Here is a 26,146-nt window from a genome sequence, read left to right on the forward strand (position 1 = left end):
CAAAGACCGTGATAAAAATTAAGCAAAAAAAGGAGCGCACTGCGCTCCTTTTTAGTTCAGCCTTTCAGTTCAGAAACGTTACTTCTTCGCTTCCAGTTGTGCTTTGATCAGATCGCCGATGGTGGTCGGACCGGACAGCTCAACCGGCGCATCAGCAACCGCTTTGATTGCTGCTTTCTCATCGGCCTGGTCTTTCGCCTTGATCGACAGGGTGATTGAACGGTTACGACGATCCAGGTTAACGATCTTGGCTTCAACTTCTTCGCCTGCTTTAAGGGCGGTCGTGGCATCTTCGATGCGATCGATACTGATATCAGAGACTTTCAGGTAACCTTCAACCCCTTCAGCCAGCTCGATGTTTGCCCCTTTAGCGTCTACAGACTTAACGATACCCTTAACGATAGCGTTCTTGTCATTGACCGCAGCGTAGTCGGAGAACGGATCACCGGCCAGCTGTTTGATACCCAGAGAGATGCGCTCTTTCTCGGCATCGATAGACAGGATAACCGCTTCAACATCGTCACCTTTCTTATACTCACGCAGTGCGGCCTCGCCGTCAGCATCCCAGGAGATGTCAGACATATGCACCAGGCCATCCAGATCATCTTCCAGACCGACGAAGATGCCGAAGTCTGTGATAGTCTTGATCGAGCCACTAATCTTATCGCCAGCGGCATACTGATCAGCGAAAGTCGCCCATGGGTTAGGCGTACATTGCTTGATACCCAGAGAGATACGGCGACGTTCCTCATCAATCTCAAGGATCATCACATTCACTTCGTCACCGACCTGTACCACCTTGGATGGGTGGACATTTTTATTGGTCCAGGACATCTCAGAGACGTGTACCAGACCTTCGACACCATCTTCGATCGAGGCGAAACAGCCGTAATCAGTCAGGTTGGTGACACGTGCAGGAACGATAGCGCCTGAAGGGTAACGGGCTTTAATAGAGGACCATGGGTCTTCGCTCAGTTGTTTCAGGCCCAGTGACAAACGGTTGGTTTCTTTATCAAACTTGATGATTCGGACAGTAATCTCATCACCGGGGGTCAGCATCTCACTTGGGTGTGAGATACGCTTCCATGCCATATCAGTGATATGCAGCAGGCCATCAACCCCGCCCAGATCGATGAATGCACCGTAGTTGGTCAGATTCTTAACATAACCCTTAACATCATGACCTTCTTCCAGGGTTTCAAGCAGCTCATCACGCTGAGCGCTGTTGGCTTCCTGAAGCACAGCACGGCGGGAGACCACGATATTATTGCGCTTAGGGTCGAGTTTGATCAGTTTGAACTCAAGCTCTTTGCCTTCCAGGTGGTCGACGTCCCGAACCGGACGCACATCAACCAGAGAGCCCGGCAGGAAGCCCTGAATGTTATTAACGTTAACAGTGAAGCCACCTTTGACCTTGCCACTGATATAGCCTTTGACGGTTTCTTCTGCATCAAATGCTTCCTGTAGAACTTCCCAGGCTTCGGCTCGTTTAGCTTTCTCGCGGGACAGACGGGTCTCACCGCTACCATCTTCAACGCTTTCCAGGGCAACTTTAACCATATCGCCCACTTGAATTTCAAGTTCGTTAGCATCGTTCAGGAACTGGCTGCGATCAATAATCGCTTCAGATTTCAGGCCAGCGTTGACAGTGACCCAGTCGTTATCGATATCGACGACCTCACCCATTACCAGGGTGCCGGGCTTCATATCAATATGTTGCAGGGATTCTTCAAATAATTCAGCAAAGCTTTCGGACATGTACCTTCCTATTGGCAGCCCCTTAAACACCGGGGGATCGCCATGTTTACACCTGCATCGTCAGCCGGATACAGGGACAGTTTGTACATCCCAATGGCGACTGTGTTGGCTGACGAAATGAACAGCGGGCATCAGGACAGGACCGCAAATTATACAGAATTTGGCCTTTTGATTAAAGGGTGGTCCCTTTGTGTAACCTCAGCAGAGGGTGCAGGGAGGGGGATATCGGTGGTTTGGTTCAGCCCTTGAAGGAGGCCATACGCTCGGTAAACAGCTCCTGACAGGGCTCAAGAATCGCTTTAAGGTCACTCTTCAGGCGACTGCTCATCCGGTCGGTATTCTCGGTTTTGAAATACTCCAGCACCAGTAACTCTTCAGCGCGGTTGTTGGCGGCGATATCCATTCCATCGCCGATACAGTAGGCAAAAACAGGCAGGTGGTAGTTAACCACTGTATCGATTTGGTCCTGATCGAGTAACAGCTTATGCATCATCAGATAGCGGCGGTATTCCTGCGCGGAGGCCGCCGCCATGCCGGTTAGTTGTGTGCTGCTGAACCGTTTCGATTCCTCCTGGCTTGCCAGCAGTTGTCTCATACGGGCGTGAATGGTGGAGACCTCCTCATCGAAGGTGTGTGGGGAATAGCGCTCATTGGTACGCTTATAATGCTCCAGCTCGGTAACTTTCCCCTGCAGGATTGTGATCTGTGCCCGCATTACTTCCGCCTCATTCAGCAGTTTCAGGCGCTCCTCTTTCAGGGTAGCAATCACCTTTTCAACCGGCGATATATTACTGTTAGCGATTGATGGTGCGAGGCTGGGGTCGCTAGTTGCTTCAGTCGCTGTAGAATCGAGCGGCATCACCATCTCACCAAAGCCTTCAACTTTCTTACGGTTTTCCTCCTGCTGTTGGCTGATAACGTTATAGGTGAAATAGCCAGCCACAGAAAAGATGATCAGCAAGAGCGGAGCGCCAATCAGAAGTGCGAGTTTCTGCCTGCTTAACTGCATCGAATCTATCCCTGTCGGATCAGTAATTGATAGCCATATAGTTATCGGTCAGTTCAATCATATCAAGCAGGACATTGCCTGTTTCGTGGAGAATTGCTTCCTGTTCGGGGCTTATCGTCCGGCCCTGGGCGTCTTTTTCAAGCAGGTCATCCAGTTCAGAGAGTGCTTTGATGGCTGGTAGCTGCTTGGCCTCGCGGCGCTGGTTTTCCTGATCCAGCAGCCACTGCTCAGATTTGTCACGTTCTGCCTTCAGTGTTGCCTCATTCAGAGACAACTCTTTATCCTGCTTATTCTCATGCATCCGCCTGATCTGGGCGTTCATATAGAGGAAATCGGGATTGAATTTGATCCGCTCCACGTGTCGCTTGTTCAGCTCCGGCAGGATCGCGCGGAAGTTCATATAGCGCTGATGGGGAACCTCATGCACCATATCCCAGGGCAGGGCGCCTTCCAGTGAGCTCTCGCCAATCTCGTCGGCGTCATAGAGGGTTGGCAGGGCCACATCGGGAATAACCCCTTTATGCTGGGTACTCTCACCGGAGATACGATAGAACTTGGCGTGGGTCAGCTTGATCTGGCCATGATGCAGTGGCGAGAGGGTTTGAACTGTGCCCTTGCCGAATGTCTGACTACCGACAATCAGGCCGCGCTGATAATCCTGAATGGCTCCGGCGAAGATCTCAGATGCCGACGCGCTGAGCCGGTTAACCAGAACCGCCATTGGACCGTTATAGGCGATCCTGGGGTCGGGATCACCCTGAATATTCACCCGACCCTGAGGGTCTCTGATCTGCACCGTGGGTCCGCGACTGATAAACAGCCCGACCAGCTCATTCGCTTCGCGCAGAGAGCCTCCACCATTGTTACGCAGGTCTATGATCAGTCCGTCGATATCTTCCGTTTTAAGTTCTTCGATCAGTCGTGCGGTATCCCGGGTAGTGCTCTTATAATTGCGTTCGCCCCGCTGCAATGCAGCAAAGTCGATATAGAAGGCGGGAATACTGATGACGCCCAGTTTGTATGGCTTGCCCTGATGTTCGATCCGGATTACCTTGCTCTGGGCCGCCTGCTCATCAAGTTTGACCTTGTTACGGGTGATCTTAATAATCTTGTGCTGGTTTTCGTCGCCATCGGCGGGAATGATATCCAGCCGGACCACGGAATCTTTCGGGCCACGAATCAGAGCAACGACCTCATCCAGGCGCCAGCCGACCACATCCTCAATTTCGCCATCTTCACCCTGACCAACACCGACAATCAGATCGGCGGGTTTTAACTGGCCCGCTTTATCGGCAGGTCCGGCAGGCACCAGACGCACCACTTTGGTATTGTCATTTTCACTTTGCAGAACGGCGCCAATGCCTTCCAGGGAAAGGCTCATATTGATATTAAAGTTTTCAGAAAGGCGGGGTGAGAAATACTGCGTATGCGGATCGAACTGCATCGTCAGCGCGTTGGCAAAGCTCTGGAAAACATCTTCGTTATTGGTTTGCAGGGCTCTGTTCAACTGGCTTTTATAACGTTTGAGCAGCAGTTTCTTCGCTTCATCGACCGGCTTGTCAGCCAGTTTCAGGCCCAGCAACGCACTTTTCAGGCGTTTGCGCCAGAACTCATCCATCTCAGCTTTGCTGGCGGACCACTGGCTTGTTTCCCGGTCGGTTATGATGCTTTCATCGCGATCAAAGTCGACACTATAGTCCGGGCTTTCCAGGGTTGTGATCAGTTTGTTTAAACGTTCCTGAGTGCGCTGCTGATAGCGATTAAAAATAGCGTAGGCGGCGGTCAGGTTACCGTTATTGATCTCATCATCAATTAGTGACCGGTACTGTTGGAACTCATCGATATCGGATTGATAAAAAAATGCTTTTGACGGATCGAGGCTATCCAGATACTGATCAAGCACTTTGCCGGACAGCTCGTCATTCAGTACGATACTGTTATAGTGATCCTGGTTCAGGGATGTGACAATATCGGTAATCGTCTGGCTGTGGATTATATCCGGTTGCAAAACAGAGCTGTTCAGTGCGCTTGCCGGCAGCGCTGTCATCAGCCCCAATACGAGTGAAGACGCGGTGATTAATCGGCGTAAGTTACGTGTGTAAATCAAGCTGCATGTTCCTGTTTTGCTACTACATATAGGTTCTGAGACAGACAAATAACCAGCTTGGTTCCGTAACTCAGAAAATCTGAGTGTAGTCTTGTCGCGTGCTGATGTAAAATCAACGGCTTATCTCTGGTTTATTAATTGAAACAGGTACAGCTATTGTGGTTATGCGAGTTCTGGGTGTTATGGTTTTGTCGCTGTTAGTTACCATAATCAGCGGTTGTGGCAAAAGTGATGAGGAAAAGCGGTTTCATCAGGAGTTGCTGGATAAAGCACTGAATGATGACACTAAAAAAGAGGGACTGCTGTATCTGGAAGAAAATGCCCGTAAGGATGGGGTGGTGGTTACCGACTCAGGCTTGCAGTATCAGATTTTGCAGGCTGCAGAAGGCCCTAAGCCGGAGATGCTCAACCGCGTCCGGGTTAATTATACCGGTTGGACGGTGAACGGAGAGCCGTTTGAAAGCTCAGCTGATAGAGCGGAAAAGCCCGTTTTTACCGTGAAAGATGTGATTAAAGGGTGGCGTGAGGCGCTGCTTGAAATGTCTCCGGGGGCTCGCTGGAAGATCTATTTGCCATCAGAATTAGGCTATGGTGCGAGAAGCCCCGGGGGTATGGTACCGGCAAATTCCGCACTTATTTTTGAAATTGAGTTGTTAGAAATCCTGCCTCAGGAAAAGGCTGACCAATAATGCATAAACATGAGTTTAATGAGCAACTGTTTGATTTTCTGGCGGCATCGCCAACCCCCTTTCATGCGGTATATGAGATGCGTGCACGACTGCAGGAAGCGGGTTTTATCGAACTGGAAGAGCAGAATGCCTGGAATGTATGGCCGGGTGGCCGCTACTTCATCGTTCGCAATGAGTCTTCCATTATCGCCTGGAATATGGCGGCTGGCTCAGACCTGTCGACGGCCGGTATACGGATGGTCGGTGCCCATACAGACAGTCCCTGTCTGAAGGTTAAGCCCAATCCTGAAACTGTGAGTCAGGGCTGCTTACGGCTTGGCGTGGAGGTGTACGGCGGGGCGCTGTTAAACCCCTGGTTTGACCGTGACCTGTCGCTCGCTGGCCGGGTTAACTATGTCAGTACCAATGGTGGCATGCGCAGCGAACTGGTGAATTTTGAACGCCCGGTTGCAGTGATTCCCAGTCTGGCAATTCATCTGGACCGTGACGTTAATCAGGGGCGCAATGTTAATCCGCAAACAGAGATGCCGCCGGTGATGGCGCAACTGCAGGGCGATGCCAAAGCGGAACTGCGGGAGATACTCAAACAGGAACTACAGACTCAGCATGTCGATGATATTGCCGAGGTGCTCGATTACGAGCTGTTTTTTTACGATGTGCAGAAACCTTCTTATATCGGCCTGAATAATGAGTTTTTCGCGTCTGCGCGACTCGACAATCTGCTGAGCTGCTTTATCGGTATGCAGGCGCTGATAGCGTCTGATGCACAGCAGAACACGCTACTGATCTGCAATGACCATGAAGAGGTTGGCAGTATGAGTGCTGCCGGTGCCCAGGGACCGATGCTGAAACAGTTGCTGGAGCGGTTGTTACCCGACCCCGAGGCCCGCAACCGGATGATCGCCAATTCGATGATGGTGTCGGTGGATAACGCCCATGCGGTGCATCCCAACTTTGCCGATAAGCATGACAGTAATCATGGCCCGCGTATGAATAGCGGTGCGGTGATAAAGATTAATGCCAACCAGCGTTATGCCTCAAATAGCGAAACCTCGTCGCTGTTCCGGCATATTGCCCGGCAGGAAGACGTTACACTGCAATCCTTTGTCGTACGCAGTGATATGGCCTGCGGCAGTACGATCGGCCCCATCACCGCCGCAGAGATCGGTGTCAAAACCATTGATATCGGTGTGCCGCAACTGGCGATGCATTCGATTCGGGAGCTGGCGGGCAGCGATGACCCGGTTAACCTGGCGCGGGTGCTGAGCCGTTTCTATTGTCAGGAACGAGTGTAAGGCCACTCAGGATCCATTCGCTGTATATCAGCCCTGCTGGGTTAGCAGGGCTGAGTCGGGTGAGTGACGTTCAAAGACTAACTTTCTAAGCTGTTAGTCTGCTTTTTGGCTGTCGGGCTCAGCTTATTTATCAGACTGATTAGTCAGTCCGCTACGTTATCCGGCTGATAAATACCACAGGCGATATAACAATCGTCTCCGAAGCGTCGGACAAAGGTGTGCTTCGGTTCGTCTTTGCCGGTGTGTGGATTCAGGTAGGCGTAACTATACCAGCCCTGACCCTGTTCACGAGCCATCGCCACCAATGGCGGACACAGTGGCTTACCGCTGGCATCCCTGGCCTCAGCTAAATTCTTACCGACCAGCGCCGGGTTGCCACCATGGGCGAGCATGTTACCGTTAAAATCCTGAACCAGTACGTAGAGCTCGCCTTGCACAAAATCATCTTCGTAATTGTTGAATGCGGCAATGGCTTTATCCCGTCCATGTTTCTGGGCGTAATCGTGAGCGCGATGAACCAGCGCCTCCGCGTCTGTTTTGCTAACCAGTCGAAACTGACCGATCAGGTGTTTCATCTCACTGGCCGACTCCGACAGTTTGGATACGATCAGGCTGTTATGGTTGACGTTACCCGCAGTTTCATCCATCAGTTCGGCGACCTGATGCAGACTCCTTGACAGCTCTTCAGTGGTTGCGGTGGTTTCCCGCGAGGCGACTGAGATCTGTTCGACCTCACCGACCAGAGAGGCGATATGACTGAGTATATCGTTTAGTGCGGTTTCAGATTGTTGTGCAGACTCGGTGCCGTGCTGGGCGATCAGAACCCCCTGATCCATCATCCCGGTTGCCTTTTTAAGTTCCTGCTGCATCGTTTCAACTGTCAGGCGTATCTTTTCTGTCGCTCGAGAGGTTTTCTCGGCTAACTCTCTTACTTCACCGGAGACAACCGCGAACCCTCGACCCTGATCACCTGCTCTGGCAGCCTCAATGGCGGCGTTCAGCGCTAACAGGTTGGTCTGGTCTGCGATATTACTGATGAGATCGACAATTTGTCCGATTTCGCCGGAGCGCTCACCGAGATTACGTATGACTGCCGCCGAGTCGGTCACGATGCCGGTGGTTTTATGCATGCTCTCGATCGTTTGACTCACGATTGCCTGTCCCTTGAGGGCTACTTCGTTAGCTTCGTGGGAGTTATCTGATGCACTTTTGCAGTTTTTAGAAACTTCAGCGGCGGCGGCTGACAGCTCTTCGCTTGCCGATGCCGAGGTGCTCAGTTGGTTGACGATCTCACCGGTCGCCCGGTCGATATTGTTAAGATTGCCGTCAAGCCCCTGAGCAGAGTGCGCAAGTAGCACACTGTTATGAGAAAACTGGGTCAGGGTATTTTTTAATCTCTCGATAGCACGGCTCAAATCCGCTGCAGTTCCATCGGCAGGTTGACCCTGTGAGGTATCTTGCGTCAGATCGCTTCTGACCAGGCGTCCGACCAAAGCGTCCACTTCAGGTTGGCCCCTCAGGCTTCTTCGTTCGTTCAACCAGGCTGCGGCGCAGAGAAGTAATGATACTCCCCAGACGACAGAGCTGATCAGGAAATCACTTTCTATAGCCTCCTTGTCAGATGTTACGCTGTTAATCCGATAAGCCAGAAAACACCACGCAGCGATTAACAGCACTGTGGCCGACGCATTCAGAAGCCTCTTTATCATCATACATTCCCCGAGGGTAACCTCATTTTTGTTATACTTATTGAAATGTATATAATCAAAACTGTTTAATTTTGTAAACGTTTATCTATTAAACAATTATAGCTTCTATTGCCTTCCATTGGCTTTCACTTGAACAGCCCTCACCGGGGATATAACATCAAAGGGGAAGTGTTTGTGACTGAGGAGTATTATTTTTTTTATGATGAGTAAAGCATTAACGCGTCTCCTCAAAAAATTAACCACAGAGAACTCCGAAGACACAGAGAAAGATCCCGGCCTCTTTCTTCAGCCCTGGGCCGTGCTTCGGCTATCTCAATCGCTGTATACATATGCCCTTTCGTCTGGACAGTGAAAGCAAAGATATTTCACGATCATTGGAAACCGCATCAAGTGTTCTATGCATGGCATCATCTACCATCCAGAAACAGGGGACTCTCTGAGTCCGACGATATGTACCGGAGAGACGTTAATCTCTGTTCAGACAGAGGAAGACGGGCAGGGGATCTGGGTTGTGGATCAGCGTGTAAAAACGTGTCAAACCCGTAGGCGAGCTTCAAAAAAATAAAAGGCCAGGTTCTGTAGACAAAGGTGTTGCTTTCATACTCCAAAGGCTTATCTGTCTTTCTACAAACATCATGCTGGCATATTCGCCGATCAATTTCTTACATGCTTCTTACACACAAACAGAGCAACTTCTGTAAAACTTATTGCCTACCCATAACGGTTTTATCTAATACAGAGGTTAGCTATGAAATACTTCCTGAACGTACATAACTTATTCATCAGCATGACGCTGATATTCATGTTGCACGGCGGCACTGTTCACGCGAATGCTGACCCCATCGACGATGGTTATCTTAATCCGGTGGAAGATCTACGTTACTATATGGAACAGCTTGAGCGGTTGCCCGAAAGATTAGGGGTGATCTGCTGGGCAGCTTATGAGGTTCATAAAGAGGGTAAACATGAGAGTGCGATGACCCTGCTTAATGCTTGTGCTGATCGAGGCCTGGTTGCCTCAATGTTAATGCTCTCAAATTTTTATGAAAACGGCATTCTTAATACAGGTGAAATACCTGAAGTTTCAACATTATGGTTAAAGCGTGCGGCAGATACCGGAGATAGCCGGGGGCAGTATTATTATGGCCTGGCGTTGTTACGAGGTTACGGCCATAGCAGAAATCAAACACTCGGCCGGCAATGGATAGAACTGGCTGCCAGACAAGGGTTTCCAGATGCCGTTGAGGCTTATGAACAGTGGAGATAATGTGCTAAGTCGTTTGATTAGTAGCACTGGCCGGCATGGTGGGTTGCTTATTGGTATAGCCGTTCTGATTCCGTTTATACTGGTGGTTGGGCTGGGTATCCATGGTTATCGGGCGCTGGAGGAGCTGCATAAGAGCGAGTTGTTCGATAAGGCTACGGCAGAGTCCAGGCTGTTACAGAATTTATTATCCAGGCAGGTTGATGCCCTCGCTGTATCGCATCAAACCGCGGTGCGCAGTGCGATATTGGATGATAAATATCGTGATTTAAGTTCGCTGGTCACCAATAGCCCCCTGATTGAACTGGTCTCTGTGTATACCGACGAGGGTATTCTCTACCCGGATTCCGGCCTCGCACTGACGTTTTTTGATAAAACGTTACTGGACGATGTGAAAACAGACATTATGTCTGCGCATGATCAATTACAGCGTCGCTCAGAAAACCAGACAGTGGATGTCTGGTTGGCGGTTACCACTTCAATTGGTCCTGCATATCTTTACTGTTGGAGGGCCCAGCCAGGTATCACCCTATGTGTGTTGTCGAAAGCTAAAGTGGTATATGACTGGGTGTGGGATAGCGATGAGCTAAGGGTTCTGAGCCATGATTTTAAAATTGAGGACAGCTTTAGTCATCTGCAGGCCGCTTCTGATACTCCTCCCAAGGTGCAGTACACCTTCAAAAAACTCGGTTTGATCATTACGCCGCAACTTAAAGTTGCACCGCAGGAAACTGCCCCTGCTCGCTGGTTATTTCTCGCTATGGTGCTGCCGCTGCTGGGGCTGAGCTGTGCTGTCTCCTACCTGGTCTACCGGCATTACCAAGTGCAGGTCTCACGGGCGGAGACGCTGCTTAGTTGTACTCAGGATATTGCCCACGAGCTCAGAACTCCTCTGGGTAATATCAATTTGTATGTCGGCCTCATGCTGCGTTCTGAAGTACAGTCAGATAAAGAACGTTATCAATTGATCGTTGATAACGAGATGCTGCGTATTTCTCAGATCATCGATAATGCCACGGCGCTTATGCGTGGGAAGCCAGTAGACCCGTGGCAGTATTTGTCACCGGCGATGCATTTACAGTCGCTATATCAGCAGTATCAACTCCGCTTGACGTCAACAGGCTGTCAGCTTTGTGTACAATCGACACTCAACGATAAGTACTGGTATCCAAAACACGCGGTTGAGTTAGTGTTGCTGAATCTGCTCGACAACGCGCGCAAGTATGCCCCCGGACATCTGATTACAATGGCGGCAGGGCTAGAGGACAACGAATTATTCTTCTCGGTAAATAATTGCAGGCAGCAAGCGGTTGATAGCCTCCATGCTATCGCCCCAGCCGGGTTGGGCCTTGGCTTGCAAACCTGTCAGCGACTCGCAGCTCAATTTGATGGTCGACTGGATAAGGAAATTACAGACACAGGCCGTCACTATAAGCTTTATCTGCCCATACTGAAGCGAGATCCCCCATGTTAACTGTGCTTATTGTTGAAGATGACCCTCTGACCACTTTGGGCTTAAAAGAGCTGTTGACACTCGAGGGTTATCGTTGCCTGTGCTTTGACACGGCAGAACACGCCTGGCAGGCCTGTCAGCAGTCTAAACCGGATCTCTGTATTCTGGATCGGAATTTACCGGGCATGTCGGGTGACGAACTCTGTAAAAGACTGCGAAGCCACTGGCCGACACTGCCGATTCTGATGTTATCTGCCAAGGGCTCTGAACCTGAACGTATTGAAGGACTCGCGCTAGGTGTGGATGATTATGTCAGCAAACCTTACAGTGTGAATGAACTGTTAGCTCGCATCGAGGCGATGGTGAGAAGAATTCCCCTGTATAAAAGCTGTGAACCGATCTCCGGATTCTGGATGCGTGATCTGTATATTGATGTTGGCGGTTTAAGGGCGGTGCGTGAGGGTAATTCAGTGGAATTAACGCCCAGAGAGCTTTCTATTCTGCGCTTATTGTATGAATCAGAGGGCAATGTGGTAAGCCGGGATATGCTGTTTAACGAGTGCTGGGGACGCGATTATTTTCCCAATAGCCGGGCGCTTGATCAATCTATTGCGGTGTTAAGGGGTAAAATTGAAACAGATCAGAAGATTCCCGATATTATTAAAACCGCACGGGGTTCTGGCTATCGTTATGAGGCATGAAGGGCTTACAAAAAACTTACCTTCTACTTACTCAAAACTGACCTAACGACAGCGCGCACTTATTACGCTACATAGAAACCGTAACGTAATAAGGAATCCTGTATGTCAAAGTCATCATCAGATCAGTCAAGCAGCCAGAGTCGCAGACGAGCGATTAAGTCTATATTGGGCGTTGGCGCTCTTCTTCCCTGTGCCTCGGCATTGGCATTGAAAAGTGGTGTCTCTGCACCGGAGCCGAATAAAAACTTCCATGTTAAGGTGGAGGATTTAGTTAACCGCTCCAGGGCGAATATCGATCGGCTGATCAACTTTACCCTGACCCCGGAGGATCTTCCCTGGACCCAAACGCTGGGGCAGTTAACTGCCGGGCAATCTGTTACCTTTCTGCTGAACGGTCGCTGGTGGATTGTTAAAGAGATGGACCTGTGGGTAGAACCGGGTGTTGCTTTTCATGCGCGTATTGATGGCGGCCACTCATATAATCCGATGAATAATAGCGGCACTATGCTGGCCGACCGTTCCGGTGTTTTAGAGATCGCACGGTCGGTAGGTGAATTTTCAAATCCACGGGGTGAGTTATTCACTCCCCCTGAGCATTACACAGCGGCTCAAGGCTCCATCGAGGGAGTAGCGATCGTATGGCAGGACGATCCACTCCAGGGACTGATACAACTCTCCGCAGCCGGTGATGTAGAGGGGTTGGTAAGTGCCGAAATAAAACGGTTAAGCCATGAAAGCAGCCTGCCGGCGGGCTGGCACTATATGTATATGTTTGGTGACGGCGGTATCTTTACCGGTAACCATGAGGGCCATATAGATTGCAACACTCACAAAGATGTAGGTATTTTACAATATCCCATCGAAATGCCACTGGAAAAGGGGTTGGGTATTTCCTGGCAGTGGCTGGTTGAACAACTACCGGCTGATGTAGCCGAAGATGCCGTCTTGAGTCACGATTATCTTTCAATTGCAGTAGAGTTTGATGACGGTAAAGACATCACATATATGTGGAGCTCATCGCTACCGGAAGGCAAGGTTTTTCAATGTCCACTGCCGCGCTGGAGCGAAATAGAAACCCATGTTGTGCAGCGAAGTGGGGCAACTGAGTTAGGTAAAGAATTGAAAGAGCAGCGGGATCTGTATAGTGATTATCAGCAATATATTGGAGGTTCGGCCACACAGGTCACCCGGATCTGGTTAATCGCTAACAGCGTGTTTCTCCGTAGCTCGGGTAGATGTAGTTACAGTGATATAGCCTTACAAAGCGGATCAAAAATCGTCAAAGTGTTGTGACGTCGGCTGTTTCTCCCGTCTGAGCTTATTGTAAGAGAGGTCCTGCTGGACTCTTCTGAAGAGGCATTGGCTTCTGCTGAAGCGGTGGATGGTTAAAGAAAAAACTGTTGCTCCTGGCTCGTGGCTTAAACGTAGGGGGAGCAGTCCAGAGGGCGGTCCCAGATCTCAATTTTCCACAACCGGGAAGGAGGGGATGATCTCTTCTTTAAACGTTAGCGATCTGTTTTTAACCGTCCCTCTGACAACATGGATAACCATGGCGTCGGTGCCAAAATTCTCGTAATAGAGAAACATATTGGTGTCGTTGGGGGTATTGCTGCTGGATAGTGATCCATTCTTATACTGAGTGAAGGTGTGTCGGTGATACAGATCTGTTGACCTCATGATCGACAGCTGATGCGTATGGCCGCAGAAAACATGCTCGATTTTATGCTGGCGCATGAATTCGACAACGATTCTTGAGTTGAACAGTGGGTCTGAATCAGTATCGAGGATGGAGTAGTGATTCAGCAGCAGTATGCGATCATAGCTGGCTTTGCTAATGGCATCGGACAGTGTTCTCAGCATCTCCTCATCGACAAAACCGTTGTCGTCGTAGAGCGAGTTGGCGTCGAGGCAGACCAACAGAATGGATTCACCGTTGATGCTGATGTTTTTCAGGAAATTGATATCGGTAAAATGGTCCTTTATGCCATTGGTACTGCCAAGCAGGAAAATATTATTCTTCTTACAATTCTTCCGGTTTAAGGGGCGAAGGACGTCTACGTCGTCGATATACTGACGAAAATAATCTGTACTGCGCATATTCCGTTTGTCATGATTTCCCGGAATCGACACGATGTGCGGGCAGTTAATCGACTTTAAAAAATTCCCTGCCGCTTCAAATTCGCTTTCGAGAGCGTCCGTCGTATTGTCGCCGGTGTTGATGACAATATCAGCAGCATAGCTATTCAGTTTTTCCAGTAATAGCTCACTTTCTCCAAGCCAGTGACGGGGGCCAAAATGCATATCTGAGATGTGTAGTAGATTCATTTTGTGTTGAGTGTAACCCTTTGCCTAAGCAGGTGGATTGTGCCAGTACGCAGCATTCAGGCTTATGATCTGGGTTCAGTTACACAGATTCTCCACCAATAGGTACTGAGTATGTCAACATACTGTGACAAACAACAGCGATAAAAAGACCAGCACTAAAAAGAGTGCTAAAAAAGGGATGGCAGGTTTATGAAATGTTTCCTCAGCTGTTTTAGCCTGGATGAAAAAGGCAGGGGATCCATTTAATGACCGTACATTAGATGATTTAATCGACTGACCCATCATACCGCTGTCAGCCCGACCCAATAGAGAGTATAGTGTAGGTGTTAGTTTCCCCTGTATCGGGCCTACTGGCCAGCACGCCTTTATTCTCCTTATTTTTAGCTTGATTGTTCGAAGCGGTTTTTATCGACCTTTTCAGAGCTTGTTTCCTTAGCTTTCTTTAAGAGCTTTTTCAAAGCGCTTTTTTCGACCCTTTTCCACCTATTTGCCATTACGCGAGTAGAGAAGATTTATCGCACCGACTGTCAGTGCTTCTCATTACACATGGGAATAGCCCGATTTTTAGCATAACTCTGATTTTGAGCAGCTACTGCCCATGATTTTTCAGCGAGTGATGGTGCGTTGTTGATTTTTCCTTTTTTGTCAGGAGCACCATGACTACAACTACTGAAGACGTTCATACGTTACAACCCGCGATTCTTTCCTATGTGAAAGACCTGCCTAATCTCTGTTCGCTAGCCGGATTGGCCTGCACACTGTCAGCAATCTATTTCTGTATTATCGGCGTTTACGAAGCCGCTATGATCGGCATGATCTGGGCCGTTGCCTTCGACTGGGCCGATGGTCTGGTGGCGCGACGCATGAAGGGGCGCACCGGTAATGACCGGATTTTTGGCGGGCAACTCGATCTGGTGATCGACATTGTCAGCTATGGGGTCACGCCGGCGATTCTGTTACTGAGTTATGGGCGGTTCGATCCTGTCTTCCTGCCTGCGGCTTTCATTGTCATTGCTGCCAGCGCGATACGCCTGAGTTACTTTAGTACCTATGGCTTATCAGACCAGTCCAGATATACCGGCCTGGCCATGGATAACAACAATATTGCGCTGGTGTTTATCTTCCTCTTAGAGGGCGTTATTCCCCGGGAGATATTCGCTGTGCTTTTCTATGTCAGCGCCGTAGGGCTTGCTGTACTCAATGTTTCTCAAATTAAAACCCCAAAACTTTCTGGCAATCCCAGAAACGTTTTTTTACTTGCGTTTTATACGCTCGGAATCACCAGTATTTACAGTTGGAAGCTTCTATAACTGGTAACAGTACTGGCAATAATGTCGTTACCAACGGCACTTAAAATAATTTATTGAGGGGATAAACTGCCCATGATTGTATATACCGTAGGTACGTTTGATTTATTGCATGTAGGCCACGTTGCGTTACTCGAATACTGTAAGTCATTAGGGGCTGTGCTGGCCGTTGGCGTTGCTTCAGATGAAGTTGTCCGCTCTTACAAGCCCAATGTTCCTGTTATTCCGCTGGAACAACGGATGGAGATGCTGAGGGCGTTGCGCTGTGTTGATATTGTGTTGCCTTACTATGAACTGGAATATGTCTCTGGCTGCAAAGAGGTAGGTGCTGATATTTTCGTGATTGGTGAAGACTGGGGAAGCCAGCCTCACAATGTCGCGGTAGAAGCGTATCTGGAATCGGAAGGCAAGCAGATCAGGCAAGTGGCCTACAACCCGCGTACATCCTCATCGACGATAAAGCAAAATGTGATGACCCAGCCCTACAAATCAAACGGTTCAAATGTGGTGTTTGCGTCCTGATATCGTCCGCAGAGAAAAACAGAGGGGAGTAAAATCCCCGGATTTTATTTTCCCGATCTGAAGTGTTGGTTGTTTCGCTGTAATACACGGTCTAATCCGCTGAGCTCATTTTGATGAGCTTTTTCTGAGAGCTTACTAGATGAGTGTTCTAAATGAACTTTTCTGCAGAGCGTCCCTGCATATTCCCTTTCTGCTTTAAATTCACGCTTAATTACACCACAACACTGGCGCCAGCCGGTCATTTGGTCAAGAATACGCATAATTCCGATAGTTACCCGGCTCTGGTGCCACCTGATAAGCCATTTCAGCTCCACTTTTTTGGAATTACAGGGATTACGAATTACAGGGGGCAAAGCCCTTTAATCTCAGAAACCTTTCATCTCGAGCAAGGTATGCATGCCCGCTCAGGAGCGTGGGAACGAGCCAGGCCCGGCCTTTCGCCGTTTAGCGTGGCCGATATTCTGAAAAAGCTAATGCAGAGATGTGTTGGCTTTTTTCGTTAACAGACAACGGTTATCAGGTGACTGATTCAGAGTATAAACGTGTATGGCCAGACAGCTGATTTTTGATATCACCCATTGCTCGCGCGTATTGCCCATAAAAGATCTTGACGCGTGCGCGTTATCATCGGATAGTTGACCACAGTTCTCATAAAATCAACGTGTTATACATATCTATCACGGGATAGTGCGCAGAGTGATTTGGGGATAACGCGCAAGCGCATTTACACGGAGCCAAATGAAAGGGAGTTTTCAAAAAGTGTATTTTATTCAATTAGTTAATCGTTTTTTACACGTATTTCACTTCCGTGCATATGAGCACGCGCACAATTAAGCTGTTAAGCATCCTCTGTATCGAAAAATGGATTTTCAATGAAAGATTTAGATGACCACAAAAAAATTGCTGTATTGATTGATGCAGACAATGCCCAGTATTCAAAGGTTAAAGCTATCCTTGATGAAATTTCAGCTCATGGGCACATTGTTATTAAGCGTGCTTATGGTGATTGGTCTAGCGAATACTTAAAGAACTGGAAACAAAGCTTGAATGAACTAGCTATTCAGCCAATCCAGCAATTTGCTTATACAACGGGGAAAAACTCAACTGATGCATCAATGATCATAGATGCTATGGATTTGCTTTATTCTAATAAGTTCGATGCTTTTGCACTTGTTTCAAGTGACAGTGATTTTACCAAGCTAGCCGCGAGGCTGCGTGAATCTGAGATATTTGTCTTTGGCGTGGGTCAAAAGAAAACCCCCATATCCTTTCGTAATGCTTGCGATGATTTTATTTTTACTGAGAACTTGGAGTTAGAAGAGCCTACGCCAACAGCTGTTCGTGCTCCCAAGCAAGCGAGCAAAGATGAAGATGTGTCGAGTGATGCAAAAGAGCTAGTTTCGGTTTTACGTAAGGCTTGGGAGCAATATCAGGATGATGAGGGCTGGGCTAACGTTGCCGCCGCAGGTAGTTTCGTTAAGAGATCTAAGCCAGATTTTGATCCTCGGTCATATGGGGTAACAAAATTGCCAGAAATCATAGCTAGCCTTAGCAATGAATTTGAAATGACAAAATTCAAGGGCAAAGGTGTTGTAAATATCGTTGCGTATAGGCCGACAAAAAATGCTTAATAAGTGCAGGCAGAGGGAACGCTTCACTCGTATCTCGTTGCGCGTCACCTGCTGCAAGCGTTATACGGTGAATTTAGTCACATGAATGCCCAAGATTCGAATTATAATACAAAGCGTGGGAACCATGCCTAGAAAATGGAAATTTTGTAAGTGTTAGATATCGACTTAAATGCTCTCGAATTAGCTAAACCAAAGAGTGAAAATGATTCAGCGTCTTTTCGTCAAGTTTCTTATGGAAAATTAATAACTCCTAGGCAGCACTTATTTCTTTTCTCTGCCGAAGAGTGGGAGTATTTTCTAGAGGAATGGGGAACATTTCAGAAATCAAAGTATCACCTTGTAACACGTTTAGGTGGAGCAAATGATTTTGGAGTAGATGTTGCCTGTTTTTACACTGATAATGGGTTTTCTGGAAGCTGGGAAAATTATCAATGCAAATACTATAAAGGTGACCCTTTGGCACCAGGAACTGCAATTCCTGAGATCGGTAAGTTATTGTGGCATGTATATAATGGGAATTTGACGAAACCAATAAAATATTACTTTTTTTCCCCAAAGGACTGTGGCCCATCACTTAAAAAGCTATTATTGAATTCAGATAAATTGAAGGATAAGCTTTTAGAAGAGTGGGATGGCTGGTGTTCGAAGAGTATAACTGCAACCAAAGAAATTTCACTTGAGGGAGATTTTAAGAAATTCGTCTTGTGCTTTGACTTTAGTATTTTTAAATATAAACCAGTAAATGAAGTTGTCGAGGAATATAGAGAAACTCCATATTACTCAATAAGGTTTGGTGGTGGGTTAAAAGAGCGTCCAGCGCCTTTAAAGCCTCCTGAGGTTTTTCAAAATAATGAAGCTCGCTATATAGAACAATTACATAATGCTTATGCTGATAGTAAAGGTATTAAACAACAAGACTTCCAGATTGATTGTTTCCCCGATCTTACAAAACATTTTGTTAGACAAAGAGAATCGTTCTACTTTGCTGAATCATTGAGAACCTTTGCACGAGATTCTGTCCCGCTAGGCACATTTGAAGAGCTTCAAAATGACATGTTTGATGGAGTTATAGATACAGCAGAAGACGATTATGAAAATGGTCTAATTAAACTTAAGGCTGTTTTAAGCGTGTCAAAGTCGGTGCCTCTTGATTCAAATGGGTTATTTGAAACTATCAGAGTGAAAGATAGATATGGTATATGTCACCAATTGGCTAATGACGACAAATTAAAATGGTTAGAAGATGATGAGTGAAACTCTACATTCAGATTTCATATTCAACAGTGCTCTAGAAACTGGAGTGCGATCTATATGTATATTAGTTGTTGATCTGTCTAATAAATTCGATATACAGCAACTGTTAGCTTTAGATCATATTGTTGTTCATACCGGAGATATTGAAAATGCTCCACCAAGCCTACATCCGAATATTTTACAAAGAAGTGGTGAGCTTCTGGTGAGGAGACCGTTAGTTGAAAATGGTCTTGTTCTTATGGAAAGCAAAAGGCTTGTACAGAAAGTGATAACACCTGATGGCTTCTATTACTGTGCAACAGAGCTTGCTAGTGTCTTTATCGAAAGCTTAACAAATGAATATATAAAAGAACTTAGTCAAAGAGCACAGTGGGCTGTCACGATGTATAACGATTACGGTGATAGCTTGTTCTCAGAAATCTTCAATTCCGCATTTGATCGTTGGAAAAATGAATTCCAAATCGCAGAGATGTCAATTGCAAAAAATAGCTGAGTATTATTGAGATGGAAATTAGGTTTATTGTTTTTGTTGGCCCCGTAAAAGAATCGGCAGAAATAGAATTCAGAAGTGGTTTGAATTTAGTATATGGCCCTTCAAATACAGGTAAGTCATCCGTTTTGGATGGGATTGATTTTATGCTGGGTACAGAAAAGCCCCTGAAAGAGCTCCCTGAACATGAAGGTTATGATCAAGTAATCCTAGGTGTGGAATTTCCTAAATCAGAGTACTTCACTTTTGTAAGAAGTATAGAGGGTGGTGATTATGAGTGTTTCGAAGGATTACATAAAAGAAAACCACTAGATATCGATCCTGTCATTCTAAGGCCTAAAAGTGAAACTAAAACGATCAAAAGTATATCTTCTTTCATACTCGAGAAAGTTAATTTATCTAACAAAAAACTTAAAAAAAATGCGCAGAATGGACTGGTTAGTTTAACTCTAAGGAATTCTCTAGATCTTGCTGTTGTTAATGAAGCCAATATTCAAAAAGAATCCTCGCCATATATTAGTACACAATTCACAAAAATAACTGAGCATAAGTCTAGGTTAAAATTTATTCTTACGGGGGTGGATGATAGCTCACTGTTGCCAGCAGAAGTTGAAAAAAAAGCTCTATCTAGAGAAGCAAAAATAGAGGTATTAAAGGAACTAATAGAAGAACAGGGCAGGTCGTTAGGGGATATATCTACATTAGAAAATTCATTGACGGAGCTTAGACAGCAAGATAAGAGGTTGTCACAGACTATATTGGAAGAACGTTTTACCCTTGATGCCAATGAAGAAAACTACAATAGTTTAGTGAGTAACCGGGCTGCTTTTAGAGATGAATTAGAACTCAAGAGCAACAGGATTAATGAAGTAGTAGAAATGTTATCTCGGTTCAAACTGCTGCAAAAGCAGTATGCTTCAGATATAGCTAGATTGGAAAGTATCTCTGAAACAGGAACTTTGCTAGAAGCATTGCCTTATGAAAAATGCCCTACGTGTGGAAGGCTTGTTTCTGAAGATAAAACTCATCAATATTGCGATAAAGATATTAAAGATGTTGTTGCAGCTGCGGCATCAGAAAAGTCAAAGATTGAAGGGCTTAATGGTGAGCTTAAATTTACAGTGAACAATCTTAGTTCAGAGTTGGAATCAATTAATGAACAATTGCCGGGTATAGAGGAAAAAATATCTTCTGTTGCTAAAGAATTAGCTATTGTGAACCCTGAATTAGTCGAACAGCGTACAAATTACACAGAATTCTATAATTTAAAATTCGAACTTGATGATTCAATAAAGCAGCATGAGCAACTAATTCTCTTAACTAGAAAGAAAGAAGAGTTAGAAAATTCAGCTCCGAAAAAAGAATCTAAAGGAAAGGAGGAAAGCGAAAGGACGTTGCCAACAAGCGCTTTGTTTAAGCTTTCGAAAGAAGTAAGGAGCTTTCTACAAGAGTGGGGGTTGCCTAATTCTAATGATGTTCACTTTGATAAGGAGACAGGTGATTTTGTTATTAATGGGAAGCATAGAATTAGTAATGGCAAAGGACACCGTGCTATTACGCATGCTGCAGCCACTCTCGGACTGATGAAGTACACAGAAGAGAATGAGCTTCCTCATTTAGGTTTTTCCATACTTGATTCGCCATTACTTGCCTATGAGGAGCCAGATAATGAGGCAGATGACCTTAGTGATACGGATGTAAATATTAAGTTTTTTGATAGCTTGGCAGACTGGAAATCTAAACAGATTATTGTTTTTGAAAATAAAAAGTCTATACCGAATAAGTACAGTTCAGGAAGGCAAGTTACTCAGTTTACTAAGAAAAACTCAGGACGCTATGGTTTTTTCCCAACAAAACCCATGAATTAAATTAAATATTGTAAATAGTGTAGGAAGCGTATAACAAGGCCAGAGTTACAACTGAAATAATCAATGGTATAGCTAACGCGGTTGGTTCGGCGCTTTCGGTGGTGCCGTGCTAGCAGCATCTAATAAGTCAAAGTACACCAAGGTGCTGCATAGTTATCTGTGTATGGCACCGATGTCAGAGCTGGGTAAATCTGATACCAGACGTTCTGCGATGAGCAATCAAGGCGGATCGGTTTTATTATGTGGTCCTCTTCCTGCAGGGAAATGCGCATTATGATAGAAACCTATATTTTACTGTTCAGAGGGATCAACGTGGGTGGGCGAAATATCCTGCCGATGCGGGATCTTAGTTTGCTGTTGCAGGAGAACGGCTTCGATGAGGTTAAAACCTATATTCAGAGTGGCAATGTCGTTTTAAAGGGAATAGCGAAGCCTGACGCCAGTTTAATCGCTGAGATTGAATCGAGGTTTGGCTTCCGGCCTGAAATTATCGTGTTGGATGCGGATGAGTTTGCAGCGGCTGTGAAGCATAACCCCTATGGTCTGGCTGATGGTAAATCAGTTCATTTTTATTTTTCAGCGCTGGAGCCTCAGCCTGATATGGACAAACTTGTGGCGCTGGCATCTGAGCATGAGCGTTTTGAGCTAAAGGGTAAGGTGTTCTATCTACACGCTCCGAATGGGATCGGCCGGTCAAAACTGGTCGCTGGTCTGGAAAAATGCTTAGGCGTGTCAGCCACTGGAAGGAACCTCAACACCCTCAACAAACTCAGGCAGATGGTGGAAAAGGGGTAAATCCGTTTCAGCCTTAATATTCCCCTTTATTTTCGCTCTTAATTTAACCTTTAATTTCACTACAGGACTGGCGCCAGCCGGTCATTTGGTCAAGAATACGCATAATTCAGATGATTACCCGGTTCAGATTTCATCTGATAAGCCATTTCAGCCCCCATTTTTGAGACATGAATCTATGTTGAGTGACACATCAACCCGTTTAAATAAATATATCAGTGACAGTGGTATCTGTTCCCGCAGGGACGCAGATCGTTTTATTGAGCAGGGTAATGTGTTTATCAATGGTAAGCGCGCCGCTATCGGTGACCGGGTTTTCCCGGGGGATCTGGTGAAGGTGAACGGGCAGGCGATTGATCCTGAAGAAGCGGAAGATCTTGTTTTTATTGCGTTGAATAAACCGGTGGGCGTTGTCAGTACCACGGAGGGAAGTGAGCGCAACAATATCGTCGATTTTGTCAATCACAGCACCCGGATCTTTCCCATCGGCCGATTGGATAAAGATTCTCAGGGGCTTATTTTTCTGACCAATAATGGCGATCTGGTGAATAAGATTCTGCGTGCCGGAAATAAGCATGAGAAAGAGTATCTGGTAACGGTGAACAAGCCGATCACCGATGAGTTTATTACCGGAATGAGTGCCGGGGTGCCGATGCTTGGTAAGGTCACCAAAAAATGCAAGATCACTAAAGAGGCCCCCAAGGTGTTTCGTATCACCCTGATCCAGGGCCTGAATCGTCAGATTCGCCGCATGTGTGAACACTTCCATTACGAAGTCACAAAGCTGGAACGGGTGCGCATTATGAATGTCGATCTCAAAGGTTTGCCGGTGGGCGAATGGCGGGATCTGACCGAGCCTGAATTGAAGCTGATTTTAAAAGCCGCAGCGGCCTCATCATCGGAAGCGCCAACCGGGCAGAAAAAAAAGCCATCGGGTCAGAATAAGAAAAAAGCCGCGCCGCGCAATCAACAGAAAACCAGATCGGGAGGCGGTTCTGGTTATTCACCCAAATCCGGTGAAAGCCCGCGGAGTAAGTCCGGGCGTTCTGCCAGAAAGCCCCGGCGGCGTTAAGTTTTCAGCTCAACATACAGCGCTATAGCTTTTACCCGAATAAGCTTTTTATCCGAGTGAGCTACTTACCTGAATAAATCGGTTAAGCTGCTCACTCGCCTAAACCGGTTTGTCGCTGGCGCTGAACACGCCTGATATTGATCAGCTGTTTTCTACCCTGAAGCCAACCTTGAGGGTCACCTGAAAGTGGCCGACTTCTCCATTCACAACGTGCCCGCGGGTTTCGATAACTTCAAACCAGTCGATATGTTTGATCGTTTTGCTGCATTGAGCCAGTGCATTACGGATCGCATCGTCTGTGCCTTTGGCGGATGAACCAACAACCTCTATCTTCCTGTATGTATGGTGATCAGACATCTTTATCTCCTGCCCTTAATAGACTGTTCCAGCTTCAGAATTAAGCGTAGTCGAAAAATGGCGACAGGGATGATGTCTGTCGTGAAAAGGTGGCTCGCTGCTTTAAGTTATGCACCCTTCTGAGCGTAGTGAAGGATGTTGTGGAATATTGTCGGAGCCTGGCTGCAATTTCTGTAGCCATGGGGCGTATCGCCGGAAAAACGCACAGATGCGCCTTTACTCAGTTGAATCCATTCTCCGTCGACGAGTAGTTCCAGCTCACCGCTCAGCACCACGACGTGCTCTGTTACGCCCTGAATGTGAGGTTCAGAGAGTCGTTCATAGCCCGGCTGCAGGGTTAACTCAAACATCTCAAATCCAAACCGTTCCTCATAGGGAAAGATGGGCACAATCGGGGCACCATCGCTGGCCAGGGACGTGGGTTGTGCTGACGGAGGGCGAATACGGGTGTTGCTGCTTTCCGCTGCTGGTGGCTCAAGTAAACTGGAAAGTGATTGATGAAACCCTGTCGATATCTTCCACATAGTGGCGATTGTCGGGCTGGATTCGCCCCGCTCAATCTGGCCTAACATCGCCTTACTGACGCCGGTTTCACTGGCGGCCTTGTCGAGGCTCCAGCCTTTTTCCTGTCTGAGCTTTTTTAAGGTCGTGGCGAGGTAAAGATTTATTTCCTGCATCGCGGCTTCCGGTTGAGGGATGAGACTTAATTTTTAATTGTACGCTATAACGCACAATGATACTCTTTCCAAAATTGGACGTTATAACGCACAAGCTGTTCGCAGAGTGTATGGGGTTGTCAGCATGGGATCAACAAGGAATCGGCAAGGTGTCGCAGGATTGTTCAGTCTGTCTCACCTTTCAGCGGGGTTTGTGGCGGTACTGGTAGGCTATACCAGTTCTGCGGTGATTATTTTTCAGGCGGCCGCTGCGGCGGGTGCTTCGACGGAACAAATCAGTTCCTGGTTATGGGCTCTGGGTATCGGTATGGGGCTGACCAGTGCCGGGTTATCCCTCTATTTTCGTACACCGGTACTGACCGCCTGGTCCACTCCGGGGGCTGCACTGCTGGTGACGGCGCTGTCCGGTGTACCGATCAATGAGGCGATAGGTATCTTTATTTTCAGTTCCGGTCTGATCTTGTTGTGTGGTATCACCGGCTGGTTCGAAAAGATAATGCATCATGTGCCGATGTCGTTAGCGGGGGCGATGCTGGCGGGGGTTCTGCTGCAGTTTGGCATCGATCTGTTTAAGGTGATGGAATCCAATCTGCTGCTGGTAGGACTGATGCTGGCGACCTTTATCGTGATTAAGCTTGCTGTGCCGCGCTATACCATTCCTATTGTATTGCTGACCGGCACTGTCACCGCATTGTTTCAGGGGCAACTCAATATCGAGGTGCTGAACTGGCAGTTATCGACCCCGCTCTGGGTGACGCCGGCCTTTAATCTGCAAACCATTATCGGGGTGGGGGTGCCGCTGTTTATTATCACCATGGCTTCGCAAAATGTGCCCGGTGTCGCAGTGTTGCGGGCCAATGGTTACGACACACCGGTTTCGCCGCTCCTCACCTGGACCGGTTTTACCGGGGTAGTGCTGGCACCCTTCGGTGGCTTCTCATATAACCTGGCGGCGATTACTGCGGCAATCTGTATGGGCAACGAAGCGGGACATGACCGCTCCAGGCGTTATATGGCATCGGTCTGGGCTGGGGGATTCTATCTCTTGACCGGCTTGTTTGGTTCGACGATCGCTTCTCTGTTTGCCGCGTTTCCCACGGCGCTGGTGATGGCGATAGCGGGACTGGCGCTGCTGAGTACCATTGGTAACAGTCTCTCTGCTGCACTGGCCGATCCCGGTGAGAGAGAGGCGGCGTTGTTAACCTTTCTGGTGACCGCATCGGGCCTCAATCTGCTGGGCATCAGCAGTGCGTTCTGGGGACTGTGTATCGGTTTAATCGCCTGTTATCTGCAGAAGAGCGTAGATCGATCATAGGTTGCGAGCGCAGGATAAATCCATCGACTGTGGGAAAATCACTATGAAGAGGCCGGGTTGGGGAGGGTTTTAGCTATATTTGGGCTTCTGCCGTTTAAATCAGTGAGTCAGGATAAATAAGGGGGCTTGATTGTAGGTTCTCTGAGACATAACCCCTTTAGTGAAATATCGCCCGGAGAGAACTGAAAAATGATATAATCGATTGTCACTACTCAAAAGGAGTTCTTTTATGGCAGTTAAATCTAAAAAAGCAGCGGCAAGTCAGACTCACGATTCAATTGCAGAACAGACAGCCGCATTTCTTAAGGCCGGCGGTGAGATCCAGAAAATAGAAAAAGGTGTTTCCGGACGAGAAAATAATGGCGGCCCACGTCATATCGTATTAGGAAAGCCCCAGGACAAGTAATATCGTCAGCAGATAAACTAAGCCGCGCTCAGTTATGCAGAGCGCAGTTACCCTTTATCCCCTTACAGAACCCGTTTTATCTCTCTTTCAGCGGTAATGCCGTTTGTTGGCGCTGACATCATTTGCCGGTAATAAGGTGAGTGTC

At 47.3% G+C, this 26,146-nt stretch carries 23 protein-coding genes; 16 read left to right on the forward strand and 7 right to left on the reverse strand.

Features of this window, described 5'->3' with window-relative positions:
* Positions 1 to 78: 78 nt before the first annotated feature.
* From rpsA to KDX31_04215, 3 genes are all read right to left on the reverse strand, one after another.
* On the reverse strand, positions 79 to 1,758 hold the full coding sequence (gene rpsA / locus KDX31_04205) for a 30S ribosomal protein S1 (GenBank protein UTW04228.1): 1,680 nt from the start codon (positions 1,756 to 1,758) through the stop codon (positions 79 to 81).
* A 238-nt stretch (positions 1,759 to 1,996) separates the two neighbouring features.
* Positions 1,997 to 2,767: a hypothetical protein gene (locus KDX31_04210; GenBank protein UTW04229.1), complete on the reverse strand. Its 771-nt coding sequence runs from the start codon at positions 2,765 to 2,767 to the stop codon at positions 1,997 to 1,999.
* 19 nt (positions 2,768 to 2,786) lie between these two features.
* On the reverse strand, positions 2,787 to 4,814 hold the full coding sequence (locus tag KDX31_04215) for a carboxy terminal-processing peptidase (protein ID UTW05293.1): 2,028 nt from the start codon (positions 4,812 to 4,814) through the stop codon (positions 2,787 to 2,789).
* 218 nt (positions 4,815 to 5,032) lie between these two features.
* Between KDX31_04215 and KDX31_04220 the strand changes: the two genes are divergently transcribed.
* Entirely contained in the window at positions 5,033 to 5,563 is a 531-nt protein-coding gene (locus KDX31_04220) for an FKBP-type peptidyl-prolyl cis-trans isomerase (protein UTW04230.1), read from the forward strand.
* Positions 5,563 to 6,858 carry a M18 family aminopeptidase gene (locus KDX31_04225; GenBank protein ID UTW04231.1) on the forward strand — a complete coding sequence of 432 codons (1,296 nt, stop codon included), beginning with the start codon at positions 5,563 to 5,565 and terminating at the stop codon, positions 6,856 to 6,858. Before KDX31_04220 ends, KDX31_04225 begins: the two co-directional genes overlap by 1 nt.
* 143 nt (positions 6,859 to 7,001) lie before the next feature.
* Here the strand turns inward: KDX31_04225 and KDX31_04230 are convergent, their stop codons facing one another.
* Positions 7,002 to 8,567, reverse strand: coding sequence for a cache domain-containing protein (locus KDX31_04230; GenBank protein ID UTW04232.1), 1,566 nt, complete (start codon positions 8,565 to 8,567; stop codon positions 7,002 to 7,004).
* Between the two features lie 748 nt (positions 8,568 to 9,315).
* On the opposite strand from KDX31_04230, the gene KDX31_04235 reads away from it, so the two are divergent.
* From KDX31_04235 to KDX31_04250, 4 genes are all read left to right on the forward strand, one after another.
* Complete coding sequence (locus tag KDX31_04235) at positions 9,316 to 9,834, forward strand: sel1 repeat family protein (GenBank protein ID UTW04233.1); 519 nt, start codon at positions 9,316 to 9,318, stop codon at positions 9,832 to 9,834.
* A complete protein-coding gene (locus KDX31_04240) occupies positions 9,803 to 11,305 on the forward strand; it encodes a HAMP domain-containing histidine kinase (GenBank protein ID UTW04234.1) in 1,503 nt (500 codons plus the stop codon). Before KDX31_04235 ends, KDX31_04240 begins: the two co-directional genes overlap by 32 nt.
* Positions 11,299 to 11,985 carry a response regulator transcription factor gene (locus KDX31_04245; protein ID UTW04235.1) on the forward strand — a complete coding sequence of 229 codons (687 nt, stop codon included), beginning with the start codon at positions 11,299 to 11,301 and terminating at the stop codon, positions 11,983 to 11,985. The genes KDX31_04240 and KDX31_04245 overlap by 7 nt, the downstream gene beginning before the upstream one ends.
* A gap of 102 nt (positions 11,986 to 12,087) precedes the next feature.
* Complete coding sequence (locus KDX31_04250; GenBank protein ID UTW04236.1) at positions 12,088 to 13,278, forward strand: DUF3047 domain-containing protein; 1,191 nt, start codon at positions 12,088 to 12,090, stop codon at positions 13,276 to 13,278.
* A gap of 165 nt (positions 13,279 to 13,443) precedes the next feature.
* Here KDX31_04250 and KDX31_04255 read toward each other — a convergent pair whose 3' ends face one another.
* The gene (locus tag KDX31_04255; protein ID UTW04237.1) at positions 13,444 to 14,310 is read right to left on the reverse strand and encodes a metallophosphoesterase; all 867 of its coding nucleotides are present in this window, start codon (positions 14,308 to 14,310) and stop codon (positions 13,444 to 13,446) included.
* A 656-nt stretch (positions 14,311 to 14,966) separates the two neighbouring features.
* On the opposite strand from KDX31_04255, the gene KDX31_04260 reads away from it, so the two are divergent.
* The 8 genes from KDX31_04260 (at position 14,967) to rluF (ending at position 23,246) form a co-directional block, all read left to right on the forward strand.
* Positions 14,967 to 15,620 (forward strand): CDP-alcohol phosphatidyltransferase family protein, encoded by a 654-nt coding sequence (locus KDX31_04260; GenBank protein ID UTW04238.1) that lies wholly within the window; start codon positions 14,967 to 14,969, stop codon positions 15,618 to 15,620.
* A gap of 72 nt (positions 15,621 to 15,692) precedes the next feature.
* Positions 15,693 to 16,139 carry an adenylyltransferase/cytidyltransferase family protein gene (locus tag KDX31_04265; protein ID UTW04239.1) on the forward strand — a complete coding sequence of 149 codons (447 nt, stop codon included), beginning with the start codon at positions 15,693 to 15,695 and terminating at the stop codon, positions 16,137 to 16,139.
* A gap of 872 nt (positions 16,140 to 17,011) precedes the next feature.
* A complete protein-coding gene (locus KDX31_04270; GenBank protein UTW04240.1) occupies positions 17,012 to 17,770 on the forward strand; it encodes an NYN domain-containing protein in 759 nt (252 codons plus the stop codon).
* Positions 17,771 to 17,920: 150 nt separating this feature from the next.
* A complete protein-coding gene (locus KDX31_04275) occupies positions 17,921 to 19,024 on the forward strand; it encodes a hypothetical protein (protein UTW04241.1) in 1,104 nt (367 codons plus the stop codon).
* A complete protein-coding gene (locus KDX31_04280) occupies positions 19,014 to 19,517 on the forward strand; it encodes a threonine transporter (GenBank protein ID UTW04242.1) in 504 nt (167 codons plus the stop codon). Before KDX31_04275 ends, KDX31_04280 begins: the two co-directional genes overlap by 11 nt.
* 11 nt (positions 19,518 to 19,528) lie before the next feature.
* Complete coding sequence (locus tag KDX31_04285) at positions 19,529 to 21,382, forward strand: hypothetical protein (GenBank protein ID UTW04243.1); 1,854 nt, start codon at positions 19,529 to 19,531, stop codon at positions 21,380 to 21,382.
* A 273-nt stretch (positions 21,383 to 21,655) separates the two neighbouring features.
* On the forward strand, positions 21,656 to 22,177 hold the full coding sequence (locus KDX31_04290) for a DUF1697 domain-containing protein (GenBank protein UTW04244.1): 522 nt from the start codon (positions 21,656 to 21,658) through the stop codon (positions 22,175 to 22,177).
* A gap of 175 nt (positions 22,178 to 22,352) precedes the next feature.
* Positions 22,353 to 23,246: a 23S rRNA pseudouridine(2604) synthase RluF gene (gene rluF / locus KDX31_04295; GenBank protein ID UTW04245.1), complete on the forward strand. Its 894-nt coding sequence runs from the start codon at positions 22,353 to 22,355 to the stop codon at positions 23,244 to 23,246.
* A gap of 141 nt (positions 23,247 to 23,387) precedes the next feature.
* Here the strand turns inward: rluF and KDX31_04300 are convergent, their stop codons facing one another.
* Together KDX31_04300 and KDX31_04305 are read right to left on the reverse strand one after the other, a co-directional pair.
* Positions 23,388 to 23,603 carry a dodecin domain-containing protein gene (locus KDX31_04300; protein UTW04246.1) on the reverse strand — a complete coding sequence of 72 codons (216 nt, stop codon included), beginning with the start codon at positions 23,601 to 23,603 and terminating at the stop codon, positions 23,388 to 23,390.
* A gap of 107 nt (positions 23,604 to 23,710) precedes the next feature.
* Positions 23,711 to 24,280 carry a helix-turn-helix transcriptional regulator gene (locus tag KDX31_04305; protein UTW04247.1) on the reverse strand — a complete coding sequence of 190 codons (570 nt, stop codon included), beginning with the start codon at positions 24,278 to 24,280 and terminating at the stop codon, positions 23,711 to 23,713.
* 124 nt (positions 24,281 to 24,404) lie between these two features.
* Between KDX31_04305 and KDX31_04310 the strand changes: the two genes are divergently transcribed.
* On the forward strand, positions 24,405 to 25,595 hold the full coding sequence (locus KDX31_04310; GenBank protein UTW04248.1) for a benzoate/H(+) symporter BenE family transporter: 1,191 nt from the start codon (positions 24,405 to 24,407) through the stop codon (positions 25,593 to 25,595).
* Between the two features lie 229 nt (positions 25,596 to 25,824).
* On the forward strand, positions 25,825 to 26,001 hold the full coding sequence (locus tag KDX31_04315) for a hypothetical protein (GenBank protein UTW04249.1): 177 nt from the start codon (positions 25,825 to 25,827) through the stop codon (positions 25,999 to 26,001).
* Positions 26,002 to 26,146: the final 145 nt, after the last annotated feature.

It is taken from the genome of Amphritea atlantica (genome assembly GCA_024397875.1).
GTDB lineage: Bacteria > Pseudomonadota > Gammaproteobacteria > Pseudomonadales > Balneatricaceae > Amphritea > Amphritea atlantica_B.